At 68.4% G+C, this 17,874-nt stretch carries 12 protein-coding genes; 4 read left to right on the plus strand and 8 right to left on the minus strand.

From position 1 onward, the window contains the following. Positions 1–325: 325 nt before the first annotated feature. On the minus strand, positions 326–1,372 hold the full coding sequence (locus AB0M45_RS04685; protein ID WP_364322838.1) for a stage II sporulation protein M: 1,047 nt from the start codon (positions 1,370–1,372) through the stop codon (positions 326–328). Positions 1,373–1,415: 43 nt separating this feature from the next. Between AB0M45_RS04685 and AB0M45_RS04690 the strand changes: the two genes are divergently transcribed. Continuing rightward, positions 1,416–2,207 (plus strand): RDD family protein, encoded by a 792-nt coding sequence (locus AB0M45_RS04690; protein WP_364322840.1) that lies wholly within the window; start codon positions 1,416–1,418, stop codon positions 2,205–2,207. A gap of 17 nt (positions 2,208–2,224) precedes the next feature. Here AB0M45_RS04690 and add read toward each other — a convergent pair whose 3' ends face one another. The 7 genes from add to AB0M45_RS04725 form a co-directional block, all read right to left on the minus strand. Next, a complete protein-coding gene (gene add, locus AB0M45_RS04695) occupies positions 2,225–3,244 on the minus strand; it encodes an adenosine deaminase (RefSeq protein WP_364322842.1) in 1,020 nt (339 codons plus the stop codon). Between the two features lie 69 nt (positions 3,245–3,313). Next, positions 3,314–4,609, minus strand: coding sequence for a DUF58 domain-containing protein (locus AB0M45_RS04700; protein WP_364322844.1), 1,296 nt, complete (start codon positions 4,607–4,609; stop codon positions 3,314–3,316). A gap of 3 nt (positions 4,610–4,612) precedes the next feature. Further along, positions 4,613–5,590: a MoxR family ATPase gene (locus AB0M45_RS04705; protein ID WP_364322846.1), complete on the minus strand. Its 978-nt coding sequence runs from the start codon at positions 5,588–5,590 to the stop codon at positions 4,613–4,615. A 67-nt stretch (positions 5,591–5,657) separates the two neighbouring features. Continuing rightward, complete coding sequence (locus AB0M45_RS04710) at positions 5,658–6,758, minus strand: DUF4129 domain-containing protein (RefSeq protein ID WP_364322848.1); 1,101 nt, start codon at positions 6,756–6,758, stop codon at positions 5,658–5,660. Then, a complete protein-coding gene (locus tag AB0M45_RS04715) occupies positions 6,755–7,627 on the minus strand; it encodes a hypothetical protein (RefSeq protein WP_364322850.1) in 873 nt (290 codons plus the stop codon). The genes AB0M45_RS04710 and AB0M45_RS04715 overlap by 4 nt, the downstream gene beginning before the upstream one ends. A gap of 90 nt (positions 7,628–7,717) precedes the next feature. Continuing rightward, the gene (locus tag AB0M45_RS04720; protein ID WP_364322852.1) at positions 7,718–7,954 is read right to left on the minus strand and encodes an FCD domain-containing protein; all 237 of its coding nucleotides are present in this window, start codon (positions 7,952–7,954) and stop codon (positions 7,718–7,720) included. Between the two features lie 100 nt (positions 7,955–8,054). Further along, entirely contained in the window at positions 8,055–9,764 is a 1,710-nt protein-coding gene (locus AB0M45_RS04725) for a DUF4407 domain-containing protein (RefSeq protein WP_364322854.1), read from the minus strand. A gap of 385 nt (positions 9,765–10,149) precedes the next feature. On the opposite strand from AB0M45_RS04725, the gene aroQ reads away from it, so the two are divergent. From aroQ to AB0M45_RS04740, 3 genes are all read left to right on the plus strand, one after another. Next, entirely contained in the window at positions 10,150–10,725 is a 576-nt protein-coding gene (aroQ, locus tag AB0M45_RS04730) for a gamma subclass chorismate mutase AroQ (RefSeq protein ID WP_364322856.1), read from the plus strand. A 910-nt stretch (positions 10,726–11,635) separates the two neighbouring features. Beyond that, positions 11,636–16,288 carry a glutamate synthase large subunit gene (gene gltB / locus AB0M45_RS04735; RefSeq protein WP_364322858.1) on the plus strand — a complete coding sequence of 1,551 codons (4,653 nt, stop codon included), beginning with the start codon at positions 11,636–11,638 and terminating at the stop codon, positions 16,286–16,288. Between the two features lie 56 nt (positions 16,289–16,344). Then, positions 16,345–17,814 carry a glutamate synthase subunit beta gene (locus tag AB0M45_RS04740; protein ID WP_364322860.1) on the plus strand — a complete coding sequence of 490 codons (1,470 nt, stop codon included), beginning with the start codon at positions 16,345–16,347 and terminating at the stop codon, positions 17,812–17,814. The last annotated feature ends 60 nt before the right edge of the window (positions 17,815–17,874 follow it).

Raw genomic sequence — 17,874 nt, forward strand, 5'->3', positions numbered from 1 at the left:
ATCCCTGGCATAGCTAACGCGCCCGGGATATCCGCGACCCCTTGGAGAGCGATTCCGAGGGCGAACGAAGAGATATTACGAGGATGCGGTAAGCGTGCTGAAAACAGTCGATGTGGCCGCCGCGCTCGGTTTGCTGGCAAGGGGTGTAAGGATGGTGTCACAAGGGTTTGCTGGCGTGCTGCTTTATACGCTTGACCTCGGCGGGGACGGTTGCGTAGGGATAACGATTGTGTAGAGTTGTCGGTAACGCTGGCCGCAGCTCGAGCGAGACTCGCTGCGGCCAGCGGAACTCAAATGGGGACTCGAAACCACTCCGTAATCCGGCTTAGCTGTCGGTTGCCCGGGCTGCTGTCGCTCGGTGTGTGCTCAATGTTGTCTGGCTCACAGTCACGAGGTGATTCATTGACGACTCGGAGGCCTCCCCCGCCTGCTCCGATACCGCGCGACGCCCGACCCCAAAGACGTAGAGCAGGAAGAACGCCTCGGCGGTGAACCCGATCGCGATTCGTACCGGCGCGGGCAGCGGGCTCGGCGTCACGAAGCCCTCGATGAAGCCACACACCAGCAACACCGCGACCAGTCCGAGCGCCACCGTCGCGGTCGCCCGGCCTTGCCTGGCCACCGCCTCTACCCGGCTGAGGCGACCCGGATCGATCAGCGTCCAACCGAGTTTCAGCCCCACGCCGCCGGCGACGAACACGGCCGTCAGCTCCAGGGTGCCGTGCGGGAGGATGAAACCGAAGAACGAATCCAGCCGCCCCGCATCGGCCATCAGGCCCGCGGTGACGCCCAGATTGAGCGCGTTCATGAACAGCAGGTACACGGCGGGCAGGATCAACACGCCGGTGAACAAGGCGATGGCGGCCACCCACGCGTTGTTGGTCCACACCTGCGCGGCGAACGCACCCTGCGGATGTTCCGAGTAGTACGTCTCGAACGCGCCGCCGGGCGCGGTGAGATCCCCGCTGTCACCCGGGATTCCGAGAACCTTTCGCGCCGAATCGAACCGGTCCACCCAGATGGCCAATCCCGCCGAGACGAGCAGGAACACCGCGGCCACGCCGATCCACCACGGCCAAGTCCGGTAGAGCGCCGCGGGGAAACGGTGACTGAAGAACCGGCCGACCTCCTGCCAGGTGTCGGTGCGCGTCCCCAGCACCCGGCCACGGGCCCGGGCCAGCAGCGCGCTCAGTCCGGCGATCAACTCCGGGTCGGAACTGTGCGACTGCAATCGCGCCAACTGCTGGGACGTCCGGCGGTAGAGCATGACCAGTTCGTCCGCTTCGGCGCCGGTCAGCCTGCTCCGGGTGGACAGGTAGTCGAGCCGTTCCCACGCCCTGCGGTGCGCCAGGCTGTATGCGTCCACGTCCATTCGGTTGCCTCCCACTCCCGCCGGTCGGAAGAATGTTATCGAGATGGCTGAATTCACAACCGGCGAAGCGGTGGCCCTGGAGCTGCCGATCGCCCGGGTCCCTACCAGGGCCACCGCGTTCCTGATCGACGTGCTGGTCCAGTGCATGCTCGGATTCGTCCTGTTCGCGATCGTCTGGATATTGCTGCCCTCGGGTGTGGATTCGGCGTGGCTGGACGCGATAGTGCTGGTCACCGTCGTGGCTGTCCTGGTCGGCTACCCGGTGACCTGTGAGACTCTCTGGCGCGGGCGCACATTGGGCAAGCTGATGCTCGGGCTACGGGTCGTGCGTCAGGACGGCGGACCGATCGACTTCCGGCATGCGCTCACCCGCGGCCTCGCGGGCGCGATCGTCGACTTCTGGATGCTCGGTGGATTAGGCGCCATCGCGGTCCTCACCTCGATGTGCTCGCCGCACGCGCGGCGCATCGGTGACGTGCTCGCGGGCACGGTGGTCGTGCACGCGCAACGGCCGCTGCCGCTGCCCGCGTTGGTGATCGCCCCACCGTGGCTGACCGGCTGGAGCGCGCAGCTGGACCTGTCCGGTCTGCCGGAGGATCTCGCGCTGGCGGTACGGCAGTATCTGACCCGATTCCGCACGCTGACCCCCGCCGCCCAGCATCATTTGGGCACCGTGCTCGTAGCCGAAGTGTGCGGTCGGCTCCGCGTCGCACTGCCCGTCGGGTATCCCCCGTTGCAGATCCTCGGCGCGGTCATCGCCGAACGGCAGCGCCGGGTGCTCCCACGGCCCACGTTTCCGGTGTTTCCGCCGCCGGTGCCGGTGCGCGCCGGTTAGCGGCGTCCAGGCACCCGTTAGACGTTGGCCGCGACGTAAGCGTCTATCTCGCGCAGAAACTGGTCCTGGCGTGCGGGTGTGATCCAGGACGCGCGGAACGAGTTCCTGGCCAATTCCGCCAGCTGATCGAACTCGAGGTCTGCCTGTTCGGCGAGCGCGAGGTAGTTGTCGGCGGCGTACGCGCCGAAGTACGCGGGGTCGTCACTGTTGACGGTCACCGTCAGGCCGCGGTCGAGCAGGCCGACGATCTCGTCGGATTTCATCTGCGCGGTGACGAAGGAGTTCGACACCGGGCAGCATGTGAGCGCGATGCCCTTGGTTTTGGCCAGCTCGATCAGATGGTCGTCCTCGACGATGTTCGTGCCGTGATCGAGGCGGTCGACTTCGATGTCCTCCAGTGCTTGGCGGATGTGCTCGATGGAGCTCTGCTGGTCGATGTCGCAGTGCATGGTCAGCAGGAATCCTTCCGCACGGGCGCGCTGGAACACGGCGGCGAACTTGCTCGGCGGATTACCCCGCTCGTCGGAGTCCAACCCGACCCCAATGATCCAGTTCTTGTACGGCAGCGCTTCCAGCAGCGTCGCCATCGCATACTCCGCGGAATGGTCGCGCAGGAAGCACAGGATCAGCTCGGCCGAGATCCCGAGTACCCGCCGTGCGCGTGCGATCGCCGAGCGGTACCCACTGATCACGGCGGGGAACGGAACACCGCGCCCGGTGTGCGCCTGCGGATCGAAGAACATCTCGACATGGCGGACGCCTTGCGCATGCGCCCTGGTCAGATAGTCGAAGGCGAGGTCGTGGAAGTCCTGCGGCCGCTGCAGCACCTGCATGGCCGGGTAGTAGACCCGCAGGAACGAGGTCAGGTCATGGAACCGGTAGGTCTGCTTTACTTCGTCGACGGACTTTTCCGGCAGCTCGATGCCATTGCGCTGGGCGAGACGGAATTTCAGTTCCGGCTCCAGCGTCCCTTCCAGATGCAGGTGCAGCTCCGCTTTGGGCAGTCCGCGGACGAAGGCGGCGAGATCTGAGGACATGGGCCCATGATCCTCCTTCGCCCTCGCACCGGGATGCCGTTTGCCCGCACCGTCACCCGCGCGAAACGGCTAGAGGGCGCCGGACTGCTTGAGTTCCAGGTATTCGTCCGCCAGGGCCTCGGGCAGTCGTTCCGGGGGCGCGGCGACGACCGCGATCCCGGTGCGGCGCAGGGATTCCTGGACCAGAGCGCGTTCGGCCAGCACCGATTCGGCGGCGGCCGCGGCGTAGAGATCGGCCACGTTGTCGCGGCGGGCCGCGGCCGCGGCGACGTCGGGGTCGGTCACCGAGACGATGAGCACCCGGTGGCGCTGCGCGAGGACGGGCAGTACGGGCAGCAGGTTCTCCTCGACGGCCGCCCCGTCGAGGCTGGTGAACCAGACGACCAGGCTACGTCGGCGGGCGCGCTGCACGGCCGCCCGCACCAGGCCGGAGCTGTCGGTGTCGACCAGGGCAGGGGTGATTCCCGCCATCGCGTGCATCAGCTTCAGCTGCAACCCTTTTCCGCCGGCACCGCGGACTTCGGCGCGGGGTTTCCGGTCGAAGGCGAGCAGGTCCACCGAGTCACCCGCGGCGACCGCCAGCCCGCCGAGCAGCAGGGCCGCCTCGATGCTCGCGTCCAGGCGGGTGCCATCGCCGACCCGGCCCGCGCTGATCCGGCCGGTGTCCAGCAGCATCAGCATGTGCCTGTTGCGTTCCGGGCGCCAGGTGCGGACCAGGACGTCGGTGGCGCGGGCGGTGGCGCGCCAGTCGATGGCGCGCACGTCGTCGCCCGCGACGTACTCGCGGAAGGAATCGAATTCGGTGCCCTGCCCGCGCAGATTGGCCACATTGCGGCCTTCGAGATGTTGCAGCCGTTTGACCTTCGACCGCAGCAGCCGTTCGGCGCGGAACGCGGGCAGCGCGCGTATCCGGGCGGGCACGCTGTGTCTGGTCTGCTTGCCCGCCAGCCCGAGCGGGCCGAGCAGCCGCACGGTGACCGGTCCCGCGACGCGATCACCGCGGTGGGTCGGGGTAAGAGTGGTGCGGAACCGGACCTTGGTGGCGGGCGCGAGATCCAGCGGGTGCGCCCGGTCTACCGCGCGTGCGCTGTCGGGCCAGTCGTCCCACACCATGCCGCGCAGTGCCCGCGGCCCGGTGTTCACCGCGACGAGCTCCACCTCGGTGGAGCGCCCGAGTCGCACGGTGGTCAGTGCTTGCCGGGACAGCGTCAGATCCCGCGCCCGGCCCACCGCGGCGAGATCGAAGAGCAGGGCCGCGGCCAGTGCGCAGGTCAGCACGACGACCCCCAGGAGGGACGGCACCACCAGGGTGACGAACAAGGCCGACACTCCTGCCGCGGCGGCCAGCCGACCGGTGACGACCATGCGCTACACCGGGACCGGAACCGACAGCAGCAGCGACGACATCACGCTCTCGGTCGTCACCCCGTCCAACTCGGCCTCCGGGCGCAGGTGCAGGCGGTGCCGCAGTACGGCGACCGCGACGGCCTTCACGTCGTCCGGTGTGACGAAGCCGCGGCCGTTGAGCCAGGCGAACGCGCGGGAAGCCGCCATCAGCGCGGTCGCGCCTCGGGTGGAGGCACCGTGCTGTACGGCGGGGGAGGTGCGGGTCGCCCGGCACACGTCGACGGTGTATGCGAGCACCTCGGGGCTGACCGTCATCTTCGTGATCGCGGCGCGGGCGGCGGCGATGTGCGCGGGCCCTGCCACGGGGCGCAATCCCGCGGCGGTCAGATCGCGCGGATCGAATCCGGCCGCGTGGCGTTGCAGGATGCGGAATTCGTCATCGCGCCCGGGCAGGTGAATGTCCACCTTGAACAGGAACCGGTCCAGCTGCGCTTCCGGCAGCGGGTAGGTGCCCTCCTGCTCGATCGGATTCTGCGTGGCGACCACAACGAACGGATCGGGCAGCGGCTGCGGCTTCCCGTCCACCGAGACCTGCCGCTCCTCCATCGATTCCAGCAGCGAGGATTGGGTTTTCGGCGGCGTGCGGTTGATTTCGTCGGCGAGCAGCAGGTTGGTGAACACCGGGCCGTGCCGGAAGGTGAACTCCGCCGAGTGTGGATCGTAGATCTGCGAACCGGTCACGTCGCCCGGCATCAGGTCCGGGGTGAACTGCACTCGTGTGTGGTCCAGATCCAGAGCTGTGGCCAATGCCCGCACCAGCAGCGTCTTCGCCACGCCGGGTACGCCCTCTAGCAGCACGTGGCCGCGGCACAGCAGCGCGAGCACCAGGTACATGACCGCGTTGTCGTTGCCGACCACCGCCTTGCCGATCTCGGCGCGCAGCGCGTGGAACGCGGCGAGCGCTTCCTCGGCCGTAGGGGTGGTATCGATGCTGGTCATTCGACCTCCTGTGGTTCGCGGGCGTTTCCGCACGCCGTCGGCTGGACAAGGGTTGGACGACGCTGCCTCATCCGATCTCCGATTCGATCCATTCGAGCTGAGCGGCCACCACCTGCAGGGTGCCGGGGTCGGGTACCGGGCCGAACAGTGCGGCCGCGATGTGCGCCGGGTCGGCTCGGATGCGTGCGGCGATAGCGCTGACGATCCGGTCCGGCGGGGTGTCGGCGGTGACGCCCAGCGGTGTGCGAATGCGGCGCAAGGTCGCCGCCCGCAGCTTCCCGGCGACGTGGTCGTGATCCTTCGAGCGCCGATACAGCGCGGCCTGGCCTGCGAGCAATTCGTTCGCCGCGACTTCGACCGGGCGCGGCTCGCGCACCAGAGCGCCCCGGCGCCGCGCGCGCCACCACACCACCAGCGCGGCGGCGATCAGAAATTGCACTCCGCCGTAGAAGACCGGTGCGGGCAGTCGATCCCAGATCGGGTCGTCGCCCGCTCCGATGCCCGGCGGGTCGTAGGATCCGTCCTGCGGCGGGACGTCGGGCAGATCCGGTGGTGTTTGCGGCGGCGGCGCGGTCGGCGCACCGCAGGATTGCAGTGCGCCGTAGACCAGCAGCAGCAATACGGCTGTCGCGGCCAGTGCGGCCCAGAATCTCGGGCTGCGCAATAGCTTCGGCAATGAAGGAAGTTGGCGACTGCGCGGTGCCCGCTCCTTTGCCTCGATCTCGGTAGGTTCCGGTGCGGGCGGCGGCGCGGCGGCGGAGAACCGGTCGGCGTATTCGAGTCTGCGGTATTCGTCTTCGCTGGCGCGGCGTCCGCCGTAAACGACCTCGTCGAAACTATGTGCGGCGGGCTGTAGCTCGGTGGCGGCCTCCAGCGGCAGGGCGATCGTCACGTCGTCGGCGGTTTCCCGCGCGGTGCGCGAGCGCCGGACTTCCAGCAGGCCAAGTTGTTCCAGGCCGCGCAGCACGGCACGGAAGCGTTCCCGCAGGGCGTTGTCGAAATCCCGGCGCTGTGCGGCCGATTCGGCGGCGGCTCGATGGTCGGCGGCGGAGCCGAGGCGCAGGGTGCCGGGCGCGGGTTCGTTCGTCGCAGGGACGCGCTTGGTCGGAGTGGCTTCCGCGGGATCGCGCATCTCCGGTGCGCTCTGCGGCGGCTGAGGATCGTTCATCGCGTCTCCCGAACGGGGATGCGGATGTCCAATCCCTCCCTGCGGCAACGGCGGTCGACGTAGCACACCACCCGCGACGATGCCTCGACCACCTCGCCGAACACCGTCACCAGCAGCACGGCGGCGGTGCTCAGGATGATCACCGGCCATCGATGGGTGCCGGAGAAATCCGTGATGAACCATGGGATCGCCAGGAGCGGCACCGCGAGCAACCCGAACAGAGCGCGCTGGGCGATCCACAGTCCGGTCGTCTGCCACTCGGCGCCCTCGCCAAGCAGTTTCGCGCGCGCGACGCCGTCGCGGTGTGAGGTCCCCTCGACGAACAGCACCGCAACCGTGATCCAGCGGCGCGCGCGAAGCCGGCCGAGCCAGAGCAATGCCAGCGGAAGCGTCACGATCAACGGGCTGCTGAGAGCGATCACACCCACACCCACCGAGGTGAACAACAGCTGGAACACCAGCAGCGGCCCGAATATCGCAGCGCACCGGCCCAGCGCGGTGCGCCAGCCGATCGGTGCGCCGCCCACCGTCGCGAGTCCGAGCGCCACGGTCGTCCCGCGTAACGCGAACCGCAGCACCCATGCGCAGGCCGCGGTCGACAGAATTGCCGCCCAAGCGGTGCCCGCGTCGGAGCCGTCGGTCAGCCACGAGACGCCCGCGGTTACCGCGACGACCACCGCCTCGGCGGCGAACAAGCCCGCCAAGCCCAACCCGGCCAGGGCGCGAATGTTCGCCTGGATCAGGGCGAACGGCAGATCGAGCAGTTCGCGGAAACTCAGCGGTCGGATCGGCACCGTCGTTCCAGGAGACCCCGGTACCGGATCTGTTCCCGCCCCGACGGCGCCGGCCGGTTCAGCGGCTGGCAGCACGGGCCGAGTCTAACCGTCAGCGCTGGAGGAGGCCCGCGGGTGACGGGCGGACTCACACCGGCTCGCCGTGGTGTGCACCTACTTGCGGGACTACTCGGGTAGATCGGCCAGCAGGCTGCGGCGGGCCGAGTCGACATGTTCCTGAGCGGTTCGGGCCAGCGTCTCGGGATCGCCGGTGCGCAGCAGCGTCGCCAGTTCGCGGTGCTCGTCCACCACCTGTGCGCTGTAGTGCTGATAGCCGAGGGCGATGCGGTGCAGCAGCCGCGCTGCCGCTGCGCTGTCGACCGAGCAGCGACGACGACCGCGCCGCAGCCTCAGCCGGTGCACCGGTATCCGGTTCCCGGCGCCACTTGCCGCGTATCGCCGAGGCGAGGGCGTCAGGTCGAGCAGGTCTGCGGGGACGATTGCCTCTCGGTGTTGCTGCGGATCACCGGCCGGGCGGGAGTTCGCGGCGGTTCGACTCGGGAAGTTCGGCGCGATGGTGGCCGGGGAGTTCCTCCCGGCTTGCACCGGTGGGCAGGCCGTAGCCGGCGGCGCCGGTCGGAGGAAGGGAGTAGCGCGGTGCGGAATAGTCGGCGTCGACGACGGTGGAGGCGATGTGCTGGGCGTGTGCGACCTCGGGGGAACCGGGCTGGAGCTGGTAGCCGACCGGAGTGGTCAAGGCCTGCGGGTGCGAGGTCTGGCCGTCGATGGTCACCTTGCGGGTGCGGCGCAGGGTGAAGGTGATCTCCTCGACCTCCTCGAACGCCTGCCGCGCGGTGCGCAGGGGATGCGTCGCGGTGTCGATCGCGTTGGCGACGAACGACGGAACCAGCGGCCGGATGAAGCGCGCCGCGGTGTCGGTGAACGGCACCGTGCCGATCAGCGGCAGCTCGAGACCGCCGCTCTGGGGCGCGGCGGGTGCGGGTGCGACGGCGGGCGCGGGCGGGCTCGCGGTCACGGGGGTGGGTAGGTTCGGCGTCACCTCATGCGGCATGGCGCTGTCCTTTCGATCGTCCGCTGCGGCGGCGGGAAGTTCGGGGCGGCGCGGCGGCTCGGTGATACCGATCTCGATGCCGCCGATGGCCGCGATGATGCGGGTGCGCTGCCGCTCCCGGTCGATTGCCGTATCCGCCTCGACGGCGAGGCGGGCGGCGGTGAGCTGCTGTTCGGCGCGGAGGGTTTCGGCCTCGGCGCGTACTTCGGCCTGCTTGACCGCGATGGCGGTGTCGGCTTCGCGCTCCGCGCGGTCGTGCACGGCACGTGCCGCGTTGTGCCGGTCGAACGATGTCTCTCCGCGCCACCAGCGCAGCACCAGCGGCAGCAAGGCGAGCGCGACGAACCCCACGATGGTGAGAATGCGCAGCGGCAACGCCTCGCGCACCGTGTAGTCGTTCATCGCTTGCCAGCGCGCGCCGAGCCCGCGGTCGGCGTCGTCGAAGGCAGCGGTCCGTGCGGCGGAGAGAGCGTTCTGGTCGTCGGCGATCCGGCGGTCGGCCGCGTCGACCCGTGCCTGCGCCGCGGCCAGCTGCTTGCGGGCGTCGTCGAGCATGTCGTTGGCCGTCTGTGCCTCCGGCCCGCGGCCGGGTACGCCGGTGATCCTGGTCCGCGGGCACTCGGGGGTCGGGTTGTACTCGCAGCGAGCGATCACCAGCGCACGGTCGATATCCGTCTGCGCTGTGGCGATCGCCTGGTCGAGCGCGGCTCGGTCGGCCTTCGCCCGGTCCAGTTCGCTCTGCGCCGCGACCACCTGCGCAGCCGAATCGACCGACCGCTGCGCCCGGTCGTCCAGCACCCGGTCCACGGACGCGCCGAACAGCACGACCGCGGCCAGTTCGGCGATCAATCCGCCCGCCAGCACGGCGACCGCGATGCGCACGATCAGCCCGAGCCGATCCGGCCCTCCGCTCGGCCGCGCCGTCGCCACCGCTCGCGCGAACGCACCGGTCAGTGCCGCGACCACGAGCGCCGCAGCCAGCGTGGCCCACAGCGGCCACGTGTTCGTGGATGCTGCGGCCAGGCCGGTGACCGTGCCCGAGATCGTCGCGAACAACAGCACGACGGCGCCGGTGACGGCGTAACCGGCGCGCTCATGGCGATCGGTGATTTCGCTGGTCCGGCCCCCGCCGAGCCAGGTGAACAAGCCGGTGACGGTCATGGGGAAGGCACATCCTCTACGTCCCAGGCGCTTTCGCGGGCGCGACGAAACTGTCACGGATTCGTTGTGACAGCGTGACAGGCCCTCGGCCGACTCAGCGAGCAGGGGCGGCTGGATGTGTGCAGGCTCACACCTCATCGAGCGTTGTCCGGCATGTGGTGCGTAAATACGCCTACCCTGGCGCGGTGATTCGTTTCCTTGTGAGCGAGCGTCAGCGAGTCAACGGGGGGCACGGCGCGCATTCGCGCACGATGGAGTCGAGCGCCAGCGGGGCGCAGTCGTGGGCGAGCGTCAGCGAGTGAGCCGAGGGCACAGCGCGCACTCGCGCACGACGGAGCCGAGCGTCAGCGAGGCGCGGTCGTGAGCGATCCAAGGAGGTCCGTGCATGCGCACAGTCGTGGTGACGATCTTCGCGGCGGCGCTGCTCATGTGGCCGGCTAGCGCCGGCGCGTCCCCGGCCGACGGATCGCTGGACCGGTTGGTCGCGCTGGTCGTCGAGCGGCTGGACACCGCCGACGCGGTGGCCGCGGCGAAGTGGGCGGCGGCCGGTGAGCGCGGCATCGAGCCGACCATCGACGATCCCGTTCGTGAGGCCGAGGTCTACGACGCGATGGCCCGCCTCGGCAACGGCCGTGACTTGCCGGAGAACTGGGTACGGCAGGTGTTCTTCGGTCAGATCGAGGCGAACAAGACGGTGCAGCGCGGCCTGATTCTGCGGTGGCGCTTCGACCCGGCCGCGGCACCGAGCGACCCCGCCGATCTCGCGTCCGTGCGCCCCGTCATCGACCGGGTGAACGGCGAAATCCTCGACCAGCTGGCCGCTCGCCGAGCCGAGCTGAGCGCGCCGGATTGCACGGAACGTTTGGCGGGCAGCGTTTTCCGCGTGTTCGTCACCGGCCGGATCGATGCTTTGCACCAGGCCGCGCTGGTACGTGCCGCGATTGCGCTCTGCGCGACCTAGGCGGCTGCCTCTGCCTGCGCTCGGCCCGGCGCGGGCTGAGGGCGGACTTCGTCCTGGCTGTGCTCTATTCGCGGCTGCCTCGCCTGCGCTCCGCCTGGCGCGGGCGATTGAAGGACTACGTCCGGCTTGCGCCTGTTCGCGGCTGCTTCTGCCTCCGCGCGGCGGGGCGCGCATTCGTCCGGCTTTCCCCTTCATGCGGCGGTCTCGGAAAGTGTGTCCAACAACACTTCCCGAAATTTGCTGAAAATGTGCCGAAGCCCACAGGGGGCAAAAGAGTCCGGACGGTCGGATCGCATTCACGGCTTGTCACGCCGGTGTCGGAAATATCTCAGCGGCTCGATCGCCGAGTTAGCCACCGCCGCTTGGTTTTGTCCGGCCCAAAGCGGGGAAACCTTTTTCGACGCAGGTGAGGGCAGTTTCCCCGTGTTGCGTTGTGGTTTCGGGCCGGTGGTGCGCGCCGGTTCTTTCCAGCTGGCACCCAGTGCCACGGGGATCGATTGCACCGTACTCGCTGCTTTACACTGGACGACGCGCACACGTGGAGGACCGAATGAAGAAGCCCAGCTAAACCCGGTTATTAGCGCAACCTAAGTTGGTTGGGCCCTGGACCTGACTTATCGTTTGCTCTTACGCCGAACACAGAATGTTCGGCAATCGCCCGCTCGGGCAGCCCTAGCCGGTGCTCAGCGTAGCGGGCGAGACTCCGCTCGGAGGTAAGGATCTTGTTAGGGATCCGTTACCGAAGGGCACCCACTACGTCACAGAAGCGGGTGGAAACAACTGCAGACCTGACTGCACGCCGAAGACCATCAGCGCGGCTGGCTTCGGAACGTACGGGCGCAGTCTTGTACGGAGGCGTTCGACGAAGGGCCGTTTTTCTTCGAAGGCCGACTTTCTTGAAGGCAGAGGCATGACGCAACTTCCTGGCCACAGGTCACCTGGACCCATCGGTCTCTACGACCCGGCGAACGAGCACGACGCCTGCGGCGTCGCATTCGTCGTCGACATGCACGGCCGCCGCAGCCGCGACATCGTCGACAAGGCTATTACGGCTCTGTTGAACCTGGAGCACCGTGGTGCCGCAGGCGCCGAGCCCAACAGTGGTGACGGCGCGGGCATCCTGATCCAGGTTCCCGACCGCTTCTTCCGCGCCATCGTGGACTTCGAGTTGCCGCCGGAGGGCTCCTACGCCACCGGTATCGCCTTCCTGCCGCAGGCTCGTCGCGAAGCCGCGCGCGCCGCCTACGGCGTGGAGAAGATCGTCAAGGAAGAGGGCCTCGAGGTCCTCGGCTGGCGTGAGGTGCCGATCGATGAGTCGTCGCTGGGCGCACTGGCGCGCGACGCCATGCCGACCTTCCGGCAGATCTTCATCGCCTCGCCGAAGAACGCTTCCGATCCGCTGTCGGATATGGATCTGGAGCGTCGCGCCTACGTGGTGCGCAAGCGAGTCGAGCACGAACTCGGGTCGGCCGGTGCGGGTGAGGGCGCGGTCGGCAGAGAGTCGGTCTACTTCCCGAGCCTGTCCGGGCAGACCTTCGTCTACAAGGGCATGTTCACCACGCCGCAGCTGCGCGCGTTCTACCTGGACCTGCAGGACTCCCGGGTGGAGAGCGCCCTTGGCATCGTGCACTCCCGCTTCTCCACCAACACGTTCCCGTCCTGGCCGCTGGCGCACCCGTTCCGCCGCGTCGCGCACAACGGTGAGATCAACACCGTCACCGGCAACGAGAACTGGATGCGCGCCCGTGAGGCGCTGCTGCGCAGCGACGTCTTCGGCACCGACTCCGCGGGCAAGAACCGGCTGGAGAAGATCTTCCCCGTCTGTACCCCGGGTGCAAGCGACACCGCCCGTTTCGACGAGGTGCTGGAACTGCTGCATCTCGGCGGCCGCAGCTTGCCCCACGCCGTGCTGATGATGATTCCCGAGGCCTGGGAACGCAACGAGAACATGGACCCGCAGCGGCGGGCCTTCTACGAGTACCACTCGATGCTGATGGAGCCGTGGGACGGCCCGGCATCGGTGTGCTTCACCGACGGCACCGTCATCGGCGCCGTGCTCGACCGCAACGGCCTGCGCCCCAGCCGCATCTGGGTGACCGACGACGGCCTGGTCGTGATGGCCTCCGAGGTCGGCGTGCTCGACATCGACCCGTCCAAGGTGGTCAAGAAGGCGCGCCTGCAGCCGGGTCGCATGTTCCTGGTCGACACCGCCCAGGGCCGCATCGTCGGCGACGAGGAGGTCAAGTCCCAGCTCGCCGCCGAGCATCCGTACCAGGAGTGGCTCGACAAGGGCGTGTCCCGCCTCGCCGACCTGCCCGACCGCCCGCACGTGCACATGTCGCACGACCGCGTGCTGATCCGCCAGCAGATCTTCGGATACACCACCGAGGAGCTCAACCTGCTGATCTCGCCGATGGCCAGGACCGGCCTCGAAGCGCTCGGCTCGATGGGCACCGACACCCCGATCGCGGTGCTCTCCAGCCGTCCGCGCCTGCTGTTCGACTACTTCTCCCAGCTGTTCGCGCAGGTCACCAACCCGCCGCTGGACGCGATCCGGGAAGAGGTGGTGACCAGCCTCAAGCGCAACATCGGCCCGGAGGCCGACCTGCTGCACCCTGGACCGGAGTCGTGTAAGCAGATCGCGCTCGAGCAGCCGATCCTGGACAACGACGAGCTGGCCAAGCTCGTGCACATCAACGACGACGGCTCGCATCCCGAGCTGCGGTCGGTGGTCGTGCGCGGCCTGTACCCGGCGCAGGAGGGCGGCAAGGGCCTGCGCAAGGCGCTCGAGGCGATCAACACTCAGGTGTCGGCCGCCATCGACGGCGGAGCGCGGATCATCGTGCTGTCCGACCGCGAGTCCAACGAGAAGCTGGCGCCGATCCCGTCGCTGCTGCTGACCTCCTCGGTGCACCATCACCTGGTGCGCGAGCGCACCCGCACCATGGTCGGCTTGGTCGTAGAGGCCGGTGACGCCCGCGAAGTGCATCACATGGCCATGCTGGTCGGCTTCGGCGCCGCCGCGATCAACCCGTACATGGCCTTCGAGACCATCGAGGACATGCTCGAGCGCGGCGCGCTCGAGATGCCGGGCAGCACCGGCGACCTGGCCGCCGACTACCGCAAGGCGGTCGCGAACTACAACAAGGCGGCGGGCAAGGGCGTGCTGAAGGTGATGTCCAAGATGGGCATCTCCACCCTGGCGTCCTACAACGGCGCCCAGCTCTTCCAGGTGATCGGTCTGTCGCAGGAACTGGTGGACGAGTACTTCACCGGCCTGCGCTCGCACCTGGACGGCATCGGCCTGGATGAGATCGCCGACGAGGTCGCCCAGCGGCACCGGATCGCGTTCCTGGAGAACCGCAACGAGCGCGCGCACCGTGAGCTGGAGGTCGGCGGTGAGTACCAGTGGCGGCGCGAGGGCGAATTCCACCTGTTCAACCCGGACACGGTGTTCAAGCTGCAGCACGCCACCCGCTCCGGTCAGTACTCGATCTTCAAGGAGTACACCAAGCTGGTCGACGACCAGTCCGAGCGGCTCGCGTCGCTGCGCGGCCTGTTCAAGTTCAAGAACGACGCGCGCAGCCCGATCCCGATCGAGGAGGTCGAGCCCGCGTCGGAGATCGTGAAGCGGTTCTCCACCGGCGCGATGAGCTACGGCTCCATCTCGGCGGAAGCGCACGAGACCCTGGCCATCGCGATGAACCGCCTCGGTGGACGGTCGAACTCGGGCGAGGGCGGCGAGTCGCCGGCGCGCTTCGAGCCGGAAGAGAACGGCGACTGGCGGCGCAGCGCGATCAAGCAGGTGGCCTCCGGCCGCTTCGGCGTGACCGCGCACTACCTGACCAACTGCACCGACATCCAGATCAAGATGGCGCAGGGCGCGAAGCCGGGTGAGGGCGGCCAGCTGCCGGCACACAAGGTGTACCCGTGGGTCGCCGAGGTGCGGCACTCGACGCCGGGCGTCGGCCTGATCTCGCCGCCGCCGCATCACGACATCTACTCGATCGAGGATCTGGCGCAGCTGATCCACGACCTGAAGAACGCGAACCCGCAGGCGCGCATTCACGTGAAGCTGGTCGCCGAGCCGGGCGTCGGCACCGTCGCCGCCGGCGTCTCCAAGGCGCACTCGGACGTCGTGCTGATCTCCGGTCACGACGGCGGCACCGGCGCTTCACCGCTTACCTCGCTCAAGCACGCGGGCGGTCCCTGGGAGCTCGGGCTGGCCGAGACTCAGCAGACGTTGCTGCTCAACGGCCTGCGCGACCGCATCGTGGTGCAGGTCGACGGCCAGATGAAGACCGGCCGCGACGTGATGATCGCCGCGCTGCTCGGCGCCGAGGAGTACGGCTTCGCCACCGCGCCGCTGGTGGTCTCGGGCTGCATCATGATGCGCGTCTGCCATCTGGACACCTGCCCGGTCGGCGTCGCGACGCAGAACCCGGTGCTGCGCGAACGCTTCACCGGCAAGCCGGAATTCGTCGAGAACTTCTTCCTGTTCATCGCCGAAGAGGTCAGGGAACTGCTGGCGCAGCTGGGCTTCCGCACGCTGGACGAGGCCATCGGACGGGTCGACATGCTCGACACCTCGCGGGCCAAGCAGCACTGGAAGGCCAGCAAGCTGGATCTGTCGCCGATCCTGGACGACGTCGAGACGGCGTTCATGTACCAGGACCGCCGCTGCACCAAGCCCCAGGACCACGGCCTGGACAAGGCGCTGGACCAGCAGCTGATCGCGCAGAGCCGGGACGCGCTGGAGCGAGGCCAGGCGGTGAAGTTCGAGACCAAGATCACGAACGTGAACCGCACCGTCGGCACCATGCTCGGCCACGAGGTGACCAAGCTCTACGGCGGCGCCGGCCTGCCCGACGACACCATCGACATCACCTTCACCGGGTCGGCGGGCAACAGCTTCGGCGCCTTCGTGCCTGCGGGCATCACGCTGCGCGTGCAGGGTGACGCGAACGACTATGTCGGCAAGGGCCTTTCCGGCGGCCGCCTCGTGGTGCGCCCGTCGCTGAACGCGCCCGGCGAGTTCGTCGCGGAGCAGAACATCATCGCGGGCAACGTGATCCTGTTCGGCGCGACCAGCGGACAGGTGTTCCTCAGCGGTGTGGTCGGCGAGCGGTTCGCCGTACGCAACTCCGGCGCCACCGCGGTGGTCGAGGGCGTGGGCGACCACGGCTGCGAATACATGACCGGCGGTCGTGTGGTCATCCTCGGTGAGACCGGCCGCAACTTCGGCGCCGGTATGTCCGGCGGCGTGGCGTTCGTCTTCGACCCGAACGGCACGTTCGCGTCCAAGCTCAACCCCGAGCAGGCCGACGCCGTCGAGCAGTTGGCCGGTGACGACTTCACCTGGCTGCACGACATCATCACCCAGCACCGTGACCAGACGGGCTCCCCGGTGGCCGATCGCATCCTGAGCGATTGGTCCCAGCAGGTGAACCACTTCGTCAAGGTCATGCCGCGGGAGTACAAGAAAGTTCTGCTCGCCATCTCCGAAGCTGAGAAGAGCGGCAAGGACGTGGACGAGGCGATTATGGAGGCCGCACGTGGCTGATAAGAGAGTTCTACAGATGACGTGGACGAAGCGCTGTGACTATTCGGGGGCCGCACGTGGCTGACCCCCAGGGATTCCTGAAGCACACCTCTCGGGAACTGCCGAAGCGGCGGCCGGTGCCGCTGCGCCTGATGGACTGGAAAGAGGTCTACGAGGAGAACTTCTCCCACCAGACCCTGCGCACCCAGGCCAGCCGGTGCATGGACTGCGGTATCCCGTTCTGCCACAATGGCTGCCCGCTGGGGAACCTGATTCCCGAGTGGAACGACCTGGTCTACAAGGACCGCTGGCGGGAAGGCATCGACCGGCTGCACGCGACCAACAACTTCCCGGAGTTCACCGGGCGGTTGTGCCCCGCGCCGTGCGAGGCCTCCTGTGTGCTCGGCATCAACCAGGATCCGGTGACGATCAAGCAGGTCGAGGTCGAGATCATCGAGAACGCCTTCGACGAGGGCTGGGTGACCCCGGTCTACCCGACCCGCCTCACCGGCAAGAAGATCGCCGTCGTCGGTTCCGGTCCGGCCGGCCTGGCCGCGGCGCAGCAGCTGACCCGCGCCGGGCACACCGTGACGGTGTTCGAGCGCGCCGACCGCATCGGCGGTCTGCTGCGCTACGGCATCCCGGAATTCAAAATGGAGAAGCGCTTCATCGACCGCCGTCTCGCGCAGATGGAGGCCGAGGGCACCATCTTCAAGACCGGCGTGAACGTGGGCGTCGACATCACCGCAGAGCAGTTGCGTGAGCGGTTCGACGCGATCGTGCTCGCCGGTGGCGCCACCGTGGCTCGTGACCTGCCGATCCCCGGTCGCGACCTGGTCGGCATCCATCAGGCGATGGAGTTCCTGCCGTGGGCCAACCGGGTGCAGCTCGGTGACGACGTCACCGACGCCGACGGCCTGCCGCCCATCCACGCGAAGGGCAAGAAGGTCGTCATCATCGGCGGTGGCGACACCGGCGCCGACTGCCTGGGCACCTCGCACCGGCAGGGCGCGGCCAACGTGCACCAGTTCGAGATCATGCCGCGTCCGCCGGAGGAACGGGCCGCCTCGACCCCGTGGCCGACCTACCCGCTGATGTACCGGGTTTCCTCGGCGCACGAGGAGGGCGGCGAGCGGGTGTTCTCGGTGAACACCGAGCGCTTCGTCGGTGCGGACGGCAAGGTGACCGGCCTGGAGGCGCACGAGGTCAAGATGGTCAACGGCCGCTTCGAGAAGGTCGAGGGCACCGACTTCACGCTCGAGGCCGACCTGGTGCTGCTGGCCATGGGCTTCGTCGGTCCGGAGAAGCCGGGCCTGCTCACCGATCTCGGCGTCGGCTACGACCAGCGCGGCAACGTGCAGCGCGACAAGAACTGGGCGACCAACGTTCCCGGCGTCTTCGTCGCGGGTGACATGGGCCGTGGTCAGTCGCTCATCGTCTGGGCCATCGCCGAGGGCCGCGCCGCGGCCGCCGGTGTCGACCGGTACCTGGAAGGTGAGACCGCCCTCCCGGCGCCGGTCACCCCCACCATGGTGGCTCAGCGCTAGACCCTCTCTTACCGGAGCGGAAGAGAAGGCGCCTGTGGACAACTCGTCCACAGGCGCCTT

The sequence above is a fragment of the Nocardia sp. NPDC051787 genome (genome assembly GCF_040681325.1).
In the GTDB taxonomy this organism is placed as follows: domain Bacteria; phylum Actinomycetota; class Actinomycetes; order Mycobacteriales; family Mycobacteriaceae; genus Nocardia.